The organism is Escherichia sp. Lx600-2 (assembly GCF_036662595.1).
Lineage (GTDB): Bacteria > Pseudomonadota > Gammaproteobacteria > Enterobacterales > Enterobacteriaceae > Escherichia > Escherichia coli.
The window spans coordinates 1-14,491 of sequence record NZ_JAYQWM010000052.1; the positions used below are offsets into that span (position 1 = coordinate 1).

Annotated in this window: 8 protein-coding genes; all 8 read left to right on the plus strand. The window is 54.1% G+C overall.

The genetic code is table 11. The features are described from left to right. Nucleotides 1-267: 267 nt before the first annotated feature. The 8 genes from bcsR to dctA all read left to right on the plus strand — a co-directional run bounded on the left by bcsR (nucleotide 268) and on the right by dctA (nucleotide 14,292). Nucleotides 268-456, plus strand: coding sequence for a cellulose biosynthesis protein BcsR (gene bcsR / locus OQV04_RS16885; RefSeq protein ID WP_001063314.1), 189 nt, complete (start codon nucleotides 268-270; stop codon nucleotides 454-456). Between the two features lie 11 nt (nucleotides 457-467). Next, on the plus strand, nucleotides 468-1,220 hold the full coding sequence (gene bcsQ, locus OQV04_RS16890; RefSeq protein WP_000279541.1) for a cellulose biosynthesis protein BcsQ: 753 nt from the start codon (nucleotides 468-470) through the stop codon (nucleotides 1,218-1,220). Then, entirely contained in the window at nucleotides 1,217-3,835 is a 2,619-nt protein-coding gene (gene bcsA / locus OQV04_RS16895; RefSeq protein WP_000025892.1) for a UDP-forming cellulose synthase catalytic subunit, read from the plus strand. Before bcsQ ends, bcsA begins: the two co-directional genes overlap by 4 nt. A gap of 10 nt (nucleotides 3,836-3,845) precedes the next feature. Beyond that, entirely contained in the window at nucleotides 3,846-6,185 is a 2,340-nt protein-coding gene (gene bcsB, locus OQV04_RS16900; protein WP_032281804.1) for a cellulose biosynthesis cyclic di-GMP-binding regulatory protein BcsB, read from the plus strand. A 6-nt stretch (nucleotides 6,186-6,191) separates the two neighbouring features. Then, nucleotides 6,192-7,298, plus strand: a complete 1,107-nt coding sequence (bcsZ, locus tag OQV04_RS16905) for a cellulose synthase complex periplasmic endoglucanase BcsZ (protein ID WP_001295222.1) — start codon at nucleotides 6,192-6,194, stop codon at nucleotides 7,296-7,298. Continuing rightward, complete coding sequence (bcsC, locus tag OQV04_RS16910) at nucleotides 7,280-10,753, plus strand: cellulose synthase complex outer membrane protein BcsC (protein ID WP_096959879.1); 3,474 nt, start codon at nucleotides 7,280-7,282, stop codon at nucleotides 10,751-10,753. Before bcsZ ends, bcsC begins: the two co-directional genes overlap by 19 nt. Before the next feature lie 81 nt (nucleotides 10,754-10,834). Then, the gene (gene hmsP / locus OQV04_RS16915; RefSeq protein WP_001266317.1) at nucleotides 10,835-12,823 is read left to right on the plus strand and encodes a biofilm formation regulator HmsP; all 1,989 of its coding nucleotides are present in this window, start codon (nucleotides 10,835-10,837) and stop codon (nucleotides 12,821-12,823) included. Between the two features lie 182 nt (nucleotides 12,824-13,005). Then, nucleotides 13,006-14,292, plus strand: a complete 1,287-nt coding sequence (gene dctA / locus OQV04_RS16920; protein ID WP_024171136.1) for a C4-dicarboxylate transporter DctC — start codon at nucleotides 13,006-13,008, stop codon at nucleotides 14,290-14,292. Nucleotides 14,293-14,491 lie beyond the last annotated feature (199 nt).

Below are 14,491 nucleotides of genomic sequence, written 5' to 3' on the forward strand. Positions count from 1 at the left end.
GCTCATGATGTCCCTCTGGGATGCGCTCCGGATGAATATGATGATCTCATATCAGGAACTTGTTCGCACCTTCCTTAGCATGTGAATCAATTTAGCAGGTCACAAGACATGTGATTTTAGTCTTTTCGTTTTTAACTTTTTCTGTTGCGTAACGGAAAGTCAAAAAGTGAGCAAATTCCCGTCTCGCCGTAAACAATCAACCGGCGAAATGCTCACGGTTAGAATTGTCTCATGAACGGTACGGTTATTTCATAGGGATCAAGCAAAATGAATAACAATGAACCAGATACTCTGCCTGATCCCGCGATAGGCTATATCTTCCAGAATGATATTTTGGCGTTAAAGCAGGCATTTTCACTGCCTGATATTGATTATGCCGATATTTCCCAACGTGAACAGTTGGCCGCGGCATTAAAACGCTGGCCGTTGCTGGCAGAGTTTGCGCAACAAAAGTAGGGGATTGGTGAATGGCCGTACTGGGATTGCAGGGGGTGCGGGGAGGCGTGGGGACAACAACCATCACCGCCGCATTAGCCTGGTCATTACAAATGTTGGGAGAAAATGTCCTGGTGGTCGATGCCTGCCCGGACAACTTGTTGCGCCTGTCATTTAATGTTGATTTTACCCACCGTCAGGGCTGGGCCAGAGCGATGCTGGATGGCCAGGACTGGCGTGACGCTGGGTTGCGCTACACCTCGCAGCTCGATTTGCTACCTTTTGGTCAGTTATCCATTGAAGAACAAGAAAATCCACAGCACTGGCAAACCCGGCTGAGCGATATTTGCTCCGGCTTACAGCAACTAAAATCCAGCGGGCGTTACCAGTGGATTTTAATCGACTTACCGCGTGATGCCTCGCAGATAACCCACCAGCTGCTGAGTTTGTGCGATCACTCGCTGGCAATCGTCAATGTGGATGCCAACTGCCATATCCGACTGCATCAGCAAGCGCTGCCGGATGGCGCACATATTTTGATTAATGACTTCCGTATTGGCAGTCAGGTTCAGGACGATATTTACCAGCTTTGGTTGCAAAGCCAGCGCCGATTACTGCCGATGCTCATTCATCGTGATGAAGCGATGGCTGAATGCCTGGCGGCTAAGCAACCAGTAGGTGAATATCGCAGTGATGCGCTGGCGGCTGAAGAGATATTGACGCTGGCGAACTGGTGCCTGTTGAACTATTCCGGGCTGAAAACGCCAGTCGGGAGTGCATCATGAGTATCCTGACCCGGTGGTTGCTTATCCCGCCGGTCAACGCGCGGCTTATCGGGCGTTATCGCGATTATCGTCGTCACGGTGCGTCGGCTTTCAGCGCGACGCTCGGCTGTTTCTGGATGATCCTGGCCTGGATTTTTATTCCGCTGGAGCACCCGCGCTGGCAGCGTATTCGCGCAGAACATAAAAACCTGTATCCGCATATCAACGCCTCGCGTCCGCGTCCGCTGGACCCGGTCCGTTATCTCATTCAAACATGCTGGTTACTGATCGGTGCATCGCGCAAAGAAACGCCGAAACCGCGCAGGCGGGCATTTTCAGGTCTGCAGAATATTCGTGGACGTTACCATCAATGGATGAACGAGCTGCCTGAGCGCGTTAGCCATAAAACACAGCATCTTGATGAGAAAAAAGAGCTCGGTCATTTGAGTGCCGGGGCGCGGCGGTTGATCCTCGGTATCATCGTCACCTTCTCGCTGATTCTGGCGTTAATCTGCGTTACTCAGCCGTTTAACCCGCTGGCGCAGTTTATCTTCCTGATGCTGCTGTGGGGGGTAGCGCTGATCGTACGGCGGATGCCGGGGCGCTTTTCGGCGCTAATGTTGATTGTGCTGTCGCTGACCGTTTCTTGCCGTTATATCTGGTGGCGTTACACCTCTACGCTGAACTGGGACGATCCGGTCAGCCTGGTGTGCGGGCTTATTCTGCTGTTCGCTGAAACTTACGCGTGGATTGTGCTGGTGCTCGGCTACTTCCAGGTGGTATGGCCGCTGAATCGTCAGCCAGTACCACTGCCGAAAGATATGTCGCTGTGGCCGTCGGTGGATATCTTTGTCCCGACTTACAACGAAGATCTCAACGTGGTGAAAAATACCATTTACGCCTCGCTGGGTATCGACTGGCCGAAAGATAAGCTGAACATCTGGATCCTTGATGACGGCGGCAGGGAAGAGTTTCGCCAGTTTGCGCAAAACGTGGGGGTTAAATATATCGCCCGCACCACTCATGAACATGCGAAAGCGGGCAACATCAACAATGCGCTGAAATATGCCAAGGGCGAGTTCGTGTCGATTTTCGACTGCGACCATGTCCCCACACGTTCATTCCTGCAAATGACCATGGGCTGGTTCCTGAAAGAAAAACAACTGGCGATGATGCAGACGCCGCACCACTTCTTCTCACCGGACCCGTTTGAACGCAACCTGGGGCGTTTTCGTAAAACACCGAACGAAGGCACGCTGTTCTATGGTCTGGTGCAGGATGGCAACGATATGTGGGACGCCACTTTCTTCTGCGGTTCCTGTGCGGTGATTCGCCGTAAGCCGCTGGATGAAATTGGCGGCATTGCTGTCGAAACCGTGACTGAGGATGCGCATACTTCTCTGCGTTTGCACCGTCGTGGCTATACCTCCGCGTATATGCGTATTCCGCAGGCGGCGGGGCTGGCGACCGAAAGTCTGTCGGCGCATATCGGTCAGCGTATTCGCTGGGCGCGCGGGATGGTGCAAATCTTCCGTCTCGATAACCCGCTCACCGGTAAAGGGCTGAAGTTTGCTCAGCGGCTGTGCTACGTCAACGCCATGTTCCACTTCTTGTCGGGCATTCCACGGCTGATCTTCCTGACTGCGCCGCTGGCGTTCCTGCTGCTTCATGCCTACATCATCTATGCGCCAGCGTTGATGATCGCCCTATTCGTGCTGCCGCATATGATCCATGCCAGCCTGACCAACTCCAAGATCCAGGGCAAATATCGCCACTCTTTCTGGAGTGAAATCTACGAAACGGTGCTGGCGTGGTATATCGCACCACCGACGCTGGTGGCGCTGATTAACCCGCACAAAGGCAAATTTAACGTCACCGCCAAAGGTGGACTGGTGGAAGAAGAGTACGTCGACTGGGTGATCTCGCGGCCCTACATCTTCCTTGTCCTGCTCAACCTGGTGGGCGTTGCGGTAGGCATCTGGCGCTACTTCTATGGCCCGCCAACCGAGATGCTCACCGTGGTCGTCAGTATGGTGTGGGTATTCTACAACCTGATTGTTCTTGGCGGCGCAGTTGCAGTATCGGTAGAAAGCAAACAGGTACGCCGATCGCACCGCGTGGAGATGACGATGCCCGCGGCAATTGCCCGCGAAGATGGTCACCTCTTTTCGTGTACCGTTCAGGATTTCTCCGACGGTGGTTTGGGGATCAAGATCAACGGTCAGGCGCAGATTCTGGAAGGGCAGAAAGTGAATCTGTTGCTTAAACGCGGTCAGCAGGAATACGTCTTCCCGACCCAGGTGGCGCGCGTGATGGGTAATGAAGTTGGGCTGAAATTAATGCCGCTCACCACCCAGCAACATATCGATTTTGTGCAGTGTACGTTTGCCCGTGCGGATACATGGGCGCTCTGGCAGGACAGCTATCCGGAAGATAAGCCGCTGGAAAGTCTGCTGGATATTCTGAAGCTCGGCTTCCGTGGCTACCGCCATCTGGCGGAGTTTGCGCCTTCTTCGGTGAAGGGCATATTCCGTGTGCTGACTTCTCTGGTTTCCTGGGTTGTATCGTTTATTCCGCGCCGCCCGGAGCGGAGCGAAACGGCACAACCATCGGATCAGGCTTTGGCTCAACAATGATGATAACGCGATGAAAAGAAAACTATTCTGGATTTGTGCAGTGGCTATGGGGATGAGTGCGTTCCCCTCTTTCATGACGCAGGCGACGCCAGCAACGCAACCACTGATCAATGCTGAGCCAGCTGTAGCCGCCCAGACGGAACAAAATCCGCAGGTGGGGCAAGTGATGCCGGGCGTGCAGGGCGCTGATGCGCCAGTCGTGGCGCAGAACGGTCCTTCGCGTGATGTGAAGCTGACCTTTGCGCAAATTGCGCCGCCGCCGGGCAGCATGGTGCTACGTGGCATTAACCCGAACGGCAGCATTGAGTTTGGTATGCGCAGCGATGAAGTGGTGACGAAGGCGATGCTCAACCTAGAATACACGCCATCGCCATCGTTACTGCCTGTCCAGTCGCAGTTAAAGGTTTATCTCAATGATGAACTGATGGGCGTGCTGCCAGTGACCAAAGAACAGTTGGGTAAAAAAACGCTGGCGCAAATGCCCATTAATCCACTGTTTATTACCGACTTCAACCGTGTGCGGCTGGAGTTTGTCGGCCATTATCAGGACGTGTGCGAAAACCCGGCCAGCACCACGCTTTGGCTGGATGTTGGGCGGAGCAGTGGACTGGATCTGACCTATCAGACCCTGAATGTGAAGAATGACCTGTCACACTTCCCGGTGCCATTCTTTGACCCGCGTGATAACCGCACCAACACCTTGCCGATGGTCTTTGCGGGTGCGCCGGATGTTGGGCTGCAACAAGCATCTGCCATTGTCGCCTCGTGGTTTGGTTCGCGTTCTGGCTGGCGTGGGCAGAACTTCCCGGTGCTCTATAACCAACTGCCGGATCGCAATGCCATTGTCTTTGCAACCAACGACAAACGGCCGGACTTCCTGCGCGATCATCCGGCGGTAAAAGCCCCGTTGATTGAGATGATTAACCATCCGCAGAATCCTTACGTCAAACTGCTGGTGGTGTTTGGTCGTGACGACAAAGACCTGTTGCAGGCAGCGAAAGGTATCGCTCAGGGTAACATTCTGTTCCGTGGTGAAAGCGTGGTAGTGAATGAAGTGAAACCGCTGCTACCGCGTAAGCCGTACGATGCGCCGAACTGGGTGCGTACCGATCGTCCGGTCACCTTTGGTGAACTGAAAACCTATGAAGAACAGTTACAATCCAGCGGTCTTGAGCCAGCAGCGATTAATGTTTCGCTAAACCTGCCGCCAGATCTCTACCTGATGCGCAGTACCGGCATTGATATGGATATTAATTACCGCTACACCATGCCGCCGGTGAAAGACAGTTCGCGGATGGATATCAGCCTGAATAACCAGTTCCTGCAATCCTTCAACCTGAGCAGCAAACAGGAGGCGAATCGCCTGCTGCTGCGGATTCCGGTATTACAAGGTTTGCTGGATGGCAAAACGGATGTCTCTATTCCGGCGCTGAAACTGGGCGCGACCAACCAGCTGCGCTTCGACTTTGAGTATATGAACCCGATGCCGGGCGGTTCGGTGGATAACTGTATTACCTTCCAGCCGGTGCAGAATCATGTGGTGATTGGTGACGACTCCACCATCGACTTCTCGAAGTATTACCACTTCATCCCGATGCCGGATCTACGCGCCTTTGCTAACGCGGGCTTCCCATTCAGCCGGATGGCGGATCTGTCGCAAACCATCACCGTGATGCCGAAAACGCCTAACGAAGCACAGATGGAAACGTTGCTGAATACTGTTGGTTTTATCGGCGCACAGACGGGCTTCCCGGCGATTAATCTGACGGTGACCGATGATGGCAGCACCATTCAGGGCAAAGATGCCGACATCATGATCATCGGTGGTATCCCGGACAAACTGAAAGACGATAAGCAGATCGACCTATTGGTGCAGGCGACCGAAAGCTGGGTGAAAACACCGATGCGCCAGACCCCGTTCCCCGGCATTGTGCCGGACGAGAGCGATCGCGCGGCAGAAACCCAGTCAACGCTGACCTCTTCCGGTGCGATGGCGGCGGTGATTGGCTTCCAGTCGCCGTATAACGACCAGCGCAGCGTGATTGCGCTGCTGGCAGATAGCCCACGCGGTTATGAAATGCTTAACAATGCGGTGAACGATAGCGGCAAACGCGCCACCATGTTCGGTTCGGTCGCGGTGATCCGCGAGTCCGGTATCAACAGCCTACGTGTTGGCGACGTTTATTACGTAGGTCATCTGCCGTGGTTCGAGCGCTTGTGGTATGCGCTGGCAAACCATCCGATTCTGCTGGCGGTGCTGGCGGCTATCAGTGTGATATTGCTGGCATGGGTACTGTGGCGTCTGCTGCGTATTATTAGTCGTCGTCGTCTTAACCCGGATAACGAGTAATTGAAGATGAATGTGTTGCGTAGTGGAATCGTGACGATGCTGCTGTTGGCTGCCTTTAGTGTTCAGGCAGCCTGTACCTGGCCTGCCTGGGAGCAGTTTAAAAAGGATTACATCAGTCAGGAAGGGCGCGTCATCGACCCCAGCGACGCGCGCAAAATCACCACCTCTGAAGGGCAAAGTTACGGCATGTTCTTTGCCCTGGCGGCTAACGACCGTGCAGCTTTCGATAATATTCTCGACTGGACGCAGAACAATCTCGCTCAGGGTTCTTTAAAAGAACGTTTGCCCGCCTGGCTGTGGGGCAAGAAAGAGAACAGTAAGTGGGAAGTGCTGGACAGCAATTCGGCCTCCGATGGTGATGTCTGGATGGCCTGGTCGTTGCTGGAGGCGGGGCGTTTGTGGAAAGAGCAGCGTTATACCGACATCGGCAGCGCGTTGCTAAAACGTATTGCGCGGGAGGAAGTGGTGACGGTGCCTGGGCTGGGTTCCATGTTGTTACCGGGCAAAGTGGGTTTTGCAGAGGATAACAGCTGGCGTTTTAACCCCAGCTACCTGCCGCCGACGCTGGCGCAGTATTTCACCCGCTTTGGCGCGCCGTGGACCACGCTGCGCGAAACCAATCAACGTTTATTGCTGGAAACCGCCCCGAAAGGCTTTTCGCCAGACTGGGTGCGCTATGAGAAAGACAAAGGCTGGCAGCTAAAAGCCGAAAAAACATTGATCAGCAGCTACGACGCTATCCGCGTTTACATGTGGGTAGGCATGATGCCTGACAGCGATCCGCAGAAAGCGCGGATGCTCAACCGGTTTAAACCGATGGCGACATTCACCGAGAAAAACGGTTATCCGCCGGAAAAAGTAGATGTGGCTACGGGGAAAGCGCAGGGTAAAGGACCGGTCGGTTTTTCTGCCGCCATGCTGCCCTTTTTACAAAACCGTGATGCGCAGGCCGTTCAGCGCCAGCGCGTGGCCGATAACTTTCCCGGCAGCGATGCCTATTACAACTATGTGCTGACCCTGTTCGGACAAGGCTGGGATCAACACCGTTTCCGCTTCTCGACAAAAGGTGAGTTATTACCTGACTGGGGCCAGGAATGCGCAAATTCACACTAAACATATTCACGCTTTCCCTCGGTCTGGCCGTCATGCCGATGGTCGAGGCAGCACCAACCGCTCAGCAACAGTTGTTGGAGCAAGTTCGGTTAGGCGAAGCGACCCATCGTGAAGATCTGGTGCAACAGTCGTTATATCGGCTGGAACTTATTGATCCGAATAACCCGGACGTCGTTGCCGCCCGTTTCCGTTCTTTGTTACGTCAGGGCGATATTGATGGCGCGCAAAAACAGCTCGATCGGCTGTCGCAGTTAGCGCCGAGTTCAAATGCGTATAAATCGTCGCGGACTACGATGCTACTTTCCACGCCGGATGGTCGTCAGGCACTGCAACAGGCAAGATTGCAGGCGACTACCGGTCATGCGGAAGAAGCTGTGGCGAGTTACAACAAACTGTTCAACGGTGCGCCGCCGGAAGGTGACATTGCTGTCGAGTACTGGAGTACGGTGGCGAAAATTCCGGCTCGCCGTGGCGAAGCGATTAATCAGTTAAAACGCATCAATGCGGATGCACCGGGCAATACGGGCCTGCAAAACAATCTGGCGCTATTGCTGTTTAGTAGCGATCGCCGTGACGAAGGTTTTGCCGTCCTGGAACAGATGGCGAAATCGAACGCCGGGCGCGAAGGGGCCTCTAAAATCTGGTACGGGCAGATTAAAGACATGCCCGTCAGTGATGCCAGTGTGTCGGCGCTGAAAAAATATCTTTCGATCTTTAGTGATGGCGATAGCGTGGCGGCTGCGCAATCGCAACTGGCAGAACAGCAAAAACAGCTGGCCGATCCTGCTTTCCGCGCTCGTGCGCAAGGTTTAGCGGCGGTGGACTCTGGTATGGCGGGTAAAGCCATTCCCGAACTACAACAGGCAGTGCGGGCGAACCCGAAAGACAGTGAGGCTCTGGGGGCGCTGGGCCAGGCATATTCACAGAAAGGCGATCGCGCCAATGCAGTGGCGAATCTGGAAAAAGCCCTCGCACTGGACCCGCACAGCAGCAACAACGACAAATGGAACAGTCTGCTGAAAGTAAACCGCTACTGGCTGGCGATCCAGCAGGGCGATGCAGCGCTGAAAGCCAATAATCCTGACCGGGCAGAACGCCTGTTCCAGCAGGCGCGTAATGTCGATAACACCGACAGTTATGCAGTGCTGGGGCTGGGCGATGTGGCGATGGCGCGAAAAGATTATCCCGCCGCCGAACGTTATTATCAGCAGACCTTGCGTATGGACAGCGGCAACACTAACGCCGTGCGTGGGCTGGCGAATATTTACCGCCAGCAGTCGCCAGAAAAAGCTGAAGCGTTTATCGCCTCGCTCTCTGCCAGCCAGCGGCGCAGCATTGATGATATCGAACGTAGCCTGCAGAACGACCGTCTGGCACAGCAGGCAGAGGCACTGGAAAACCAGGGCAAATGGGCGCAGGCGGCAGCACTTCAGCGGCAACGACTGGCGCTGGACCCCGGCAGCGTATGGATTACTTACCGACTTTCGCAGGATCTCTGGCAGGCCGGACAACGCAGCCAGGCCGATACGTTAATGCGCAATCTGGCGCAGCAGAAGCCGAACGACCCGGAGCAGGTTTACGCTTACGGGCTGTACCTCTCTGGTCATGACCAGGACAGAGCGGCGCTGGCGCATATCAACAGCCTGCCGCGTGCGCAGTGGAGCAGCAATATTCAGGAGCTGGTTAATCGACTGCAAAGCGATCAGGTGCTGGAAACCGCTAATCGCCTGCGAGAAAGCGGCAAAGAGGCAGAAGCGGAAGCGATGCTGCACCAGCAACCGCCTTCCTCGCGTATTGACCTCACGCTGGCTGACTGGGCGCAACAACGACGTGATTACACCGCCGCCCGCGCTGCGTATCAAAATGTCCTGACGCGGGAGCCAACTAACGCCGATGCCATTCTGGGGCTGACGGAAGTGGATATTGCTGCCGGTGACACAGCGGCGGCACGTAGCCAGCTGGCGAAACTGCCCGCTACTGATAACGCCTCGCTGAACACACAGCGGCGCGTGGCGCTGGCGCAGGCGCAGCTTGGAGATACCGCAGCGGCGCAGCAGACGTTTAATAAGTTGATCCCGCAGGCAAAATCTCAGCCACCGTCGATGGAAAGCGCGATGGTGCTGCGCGACGGTGCGAAGTTTGAAGCGCAGGCGGGCGATCCAAAGCAGGCGCTGGAAACCTACAAAGACGCCATGGTCGCATCCGGTGTGACTACGACGCGTCCGCAGGATAACGACACCTTTACCCGACTGACCCGTAACGACGAGAAAGATGACTGGCTGAAACGCGGCGTGCGCAGCGATGCGGCGGACCTCTATCGCCAGCAGGATCTTAACGTCACCCTTGAGCATGATTATTGGGGATCGAGCGGCACCGGTGGTTACTCCGATCTGAAAGCGCACACCACTATGTTGCAGGTGGACGCGCCGTATTCTGACGGGCGGATGTTCTTTCGCAGTGATTTCGTCAATATGAACGTCGGCAGTTTCTCCACTAATGCCGATGGTAAATGGGATGACAACTGGGGCACCTGTACATTACAGGACTGTAGCGGCAACCGCAGCCAGTCGGATTCCGGTGCCAGCGTGGCGGTCGGCTGGCGAAATGACGTCTGGAGCTGGGATATCGGCACCACGCCGATGGGCTTCAACGTGGTGGATGTGGTCGGCGGCATCAGTTACAGCGATGATATCGGGCCGCTGGGTTACACCGTTAACGCCCACCGTCGGCCCATCTCCAGTTCTTTGCTGGCCTTTGGTGGGCAAAAAGACTCCCCGAGTAATACCGGGAAAAAATGGGGCGGTGTGCGTGCGGACGGCGTGGGGCTAAGCCTGAGCTACGATAAAGGTGAAGCAAACGGCGTCTGGGCATCGCTTAGTGGCGACCAGTTAACCGGTAAAAATGTCGAAGATAACTGGCGCGTGCGCTGGATGACGGGCTATTACTATAAGGTCATTAACCAGAACAATCGCCGCGTCACAATCGGCCTGAACAACATGATCTGGCATTACGACAAAGATCTGAGTGGCTACTCACTCGGTCAGGGCGGTTACTACAGTCCGCAGGAATACCTGTCGTTTGCCATACCGGTGATGTGGCGGGAGCGCACGGAAAACTGGTCGTGGGAGCTGGGGGCGTCTGGCTCGTGGTCGCATTCACGCACCAAAACCATGCCGCGTTATCCGCTGATGAATCTGATCCCGACCGACTGGCAGGAAGAAGCTGCGCGGCAATCCAACGATGGCGGCAGCAGCCAGGGCTTCGGCTATACGGCGCGGGCATTACTTGAACGACGTGTTACTTCCAACTGGTTTGTCGGCACGGCAATTGATATCCAGCAGGCGAAAGATTACGCCCCCAGCCATTTCCTGCTCTACGTACGTTATTCCGCCGCCGGATGGCAGGGTGACATGGATTTACCGCCGCAGCCGCTGATACCTTACGCCGACTGGTAAGTTTTCAGATAGCGCCTCTCTTAATGCCGCTGCGATCGGGTATACTCGGGCGGCAATCTGGGATTTCCGGGGGGAGACAATTTGCGCGTAAGTCGCTCGTTAACAATCAAGCAGATGGCAATGGTGGCAGCCGTTGTCCTGGTGTTCGTTTTTATTTTTTGCACCGTTTTGCTGTTCCATCTGGTCCAGCAGAATCGCTATAACACGGCTACGCAACTGGAAAGCATTGCTCGCTCTGTCCGCGAACCTTTATCTTCAGCTATTTTGAAAGGCGATATTCCCGAAGCGGAAGCTATTCTTGCCAGCATTAAACCGGCAGGCGTGGTCAGCCGTGCCGATGTAGTGCTGCCCAACCAGTTCCAGGCGCTGCGTAAAAGTTTTATTCCAGAGCGTCCGGTGCCGGTAATGGTTACTCGCCTGTTTGAGCTACCGGTTCAAATCTCCCTGGGCGTCTACTCGCTCGAACGTCCGGCAAATCCGCAGCCAATTGCCTATCTGGTGCTACAGGCGGATTCCTTCCGTATGTATAAGTTCGTGATGAGCACCCTCTCAACGTTAGTGACCATTTACTTACTTTTGTCGTTAATATTGACGGTGGCGATTAGCTGGTGCATTAACCGCCTGATTTTGCATCCGTTACGCAATATTGCTCGCGAACTTAACGCCATCCCAGCCCAGGAGCTTGTTGGTCACCAACTGGCATTACCGCGTCTGCATCAGGACGATGAAATCGGTATGTTGGTGCGCAGTTACAACCTCAACCAGCAATTGCTGCAGCGCCATTATGAAGAACAGAACGAAAATGCGATGCGCTTCCCGGTGTCGGATTTGCCGAACAAAGCCTTGCTGATGGAGATGCTGGAGCAGGTTGTCGCGCGTAAACAAACCACCGCGCTGATGATCATCACCTGTGAAACCCTGCGTGATACTGCGGGTGTGCTGCAAGAGGCGCAACGAGAAATTCTGCTGCTGACGCTGGTGGAAAAACTCAAATCGGTACTGTCGCCACGTATGATCCTCGCGCAGATTAGCGGTTATGACTTTGCTGTCATTGCCAACGGTGTACAGGAACCGTGGCACGCAATCACTTTGGGTCAGCAAGTGCTCACTATCATGAGCGAGCGCCTGCCGATTGAACGTATTCAACTCCGTCCGCACTGTAGCATTGGCGTGGCGATGTTCTACGGCGATCTCACCGCCGAACAGCTTTACAGTCGCGCTATTTCTGCGGCATTTACCGCTCGCCATAAAGGCAAGAATCAGATTCAGTTCTTTGATCCGCAGCAGATGGAAGCTGCCCAGAAGCGGTTGACGGAAGAGAGCGATATCCTTAATGCACTGGAAAATCATCAGTTTGCTATTTGGTTACAGCCACAGGTCGAGATGACCAGCGGTAAACTGGTCAGTGCGGAAGTGTTACTGCGTATCCAGCAACCGGATGGCAGTTGGGACCTGCCGGATGGCTTAATCGATCGCATTGAGTGCTGTGGGCTGATGGTTACCGTCGGTCACTGGGTGCTGGAAGAGTCCTGTCGACTGTTGGCTGCCTGGCAAGAGCGCGGCATTATGCTGCCCTTGTCGGTAAACCTCTCTGCGCTGCAACTGATGCACCCGAATATGGTGGCGGATATGCTGGAACTGTTAACCCGCTATCGCATTCAGCCGGGAACACTGATTCTGGAAGTGACAGAAAGCCGACGTATTGACGACCCTCATGCTGCGGTGGCAATCCTCCGTCCGCTGCGCAATGCCGGAGTTCGGGTGGCGCTGGATGATTTCGGCATGGGCTACGCAGGGCTGCGTCAGCTGCAGCATATGAAATCGTTGCCAATCGACGTACTGAAAATCGACAAAATGTTTGTTGAAGGCTTGCCGGAAGATAGCAGCATGATTGCTGCAATTATCATGCTGGCGCAGAGCCTGAACTTACAAATGATTGCCGAAGGTGTGGAGACTGAAGCACAACGCGACTGGCTGGCAAAAGCGGGCGTTGGTATTGCCCAGGGCTTCCTTTTTGCTCGCCCACTCCCTATTGAAATCTTCGAAGAGAGTTACCTGGAAGAAAAGTAGCTACCCCAAACTGATTACAAAACTTTAAAAAGTGCTGGTTTGTGCGAGCCAGCTCAAACTTTTTAACCTTTTTGTTTCAATTATGATCCAGGTACATTTCTGTGATGTTGTCTGGGTGTTATTTTAAGGCCGCAGGTACCCCATAACCTTACAAGACCTGTGGTTTTACTAAAGGACACCCTATGAAAACCTCTCTGTTTAAAAGCCTTTACTTTCAGGTCCTGACAGCGATAGCCATTGGTATTCTCCTTGGCCATTTCTATCCTGAAATAGGCGAGCAAATGAAACCGCTTGGCGACGGCTTCGTTAAGCTCATTAAGATGATCATCGCTCCTGTCATCTTTTGTACCGTCGTAACGGGCATCGCGGGCATGGAAAGCATGAAGGCGGTCGGTCGTACCGGCGCAGTCGCACTGCTTTACTTTGAAATTGTCAGTACCATCGCGCTGATTATTGGTCTTATCATCGTTAACGTCGTGCAGCCTGGTGCCGGAATGAACGTCGATCTGGCAACGCTTGATGCGAAAGCGGTAGCGGTTTACGCCGATCAGGCGAAAGACCAGGGCATTGTCGCCTTCATTATGGATGTCATCCCGGCGAGCGTCATTGGCGCATTTGCCAGCGGTAACATTCTGCAGGTGCTGCTGTTTGCCGTACTGTTTGGTTTTGCGCTCCACCGTCTGGGCAGCAAAGGCCAACTGATTTTTAACGTGATCGAAAGTTTCTCGCAGGTCATCTTCGGCATCATCAATATGATCATGCGTCTGGCACCTATTGGTGCGTTCGGGGCAATGGCGTTTACCATCGGTAAATACGGCGTCGGCACACTGGTGCAACTAGGGCAGCTGATTATCTGTTTCTACATAACCTGTATCCTGTTTGTGGTGCTGGTATTGGGTTCAATCGCTAAAGCGACTGGTTTCAGTATCTTCAAATTTATCCGCTACATCCGTGAAGAACTGCTGATTGTACTGGGGACTTCATCTTCCGAGTCGGCGCTGCCGCGTATGCTCGACAAGATGGAGAAACTCGGCTGCCGTAAATCGGTGGTGGGGCTGGTCATCCCGACAGGCTACTCGTTTAACCTTGATGGCACATCGATATACCTGACAATGGCGGCGGTGTTTATTGCCCAGGCCACTAACAGTCAGATGGATATCGTCCACCAAATCACGCTGTTAATCGTGTTGCTGCTTTCTTCTAAAGGGGCGGCAGGGGTAACGGGTAGTGGCTTTATCGTGCTGGCGGCGACGCTCTCTGCGGTGGGCCATTTGCCGGTAGCGGGTCTGGCGCTGATCCTCGGTATCGACCGCTTTATGTCAGAAGCTCGTGCGCTGACTAACCTGGTCGGTAACGGCGTAGCGACCATTGTCGTTGCTAAGTGGGTGAAAGAACTGGACCACAAAAAACTGGACGATGTGCTGAATAATCGTGCGCCGGATGGCAAAACGCACGAATTATCCTCTTAATCTCATCACTTATGCCCGCACTCCCTTCCCCGAGTGCGGGTGTTTGCGCATAATTGACCCCTGTGCCTGAACTTACCACCTGGGTGAGTTCAGGTTTATTTCACTTCTTCCGTGACATTTTCATGTTCTTGCGGTCTAACACGAAGTGTTTTTAACGTCATTTAGACTGACCGACAACGGGCAGTTTTTTTATTACCAG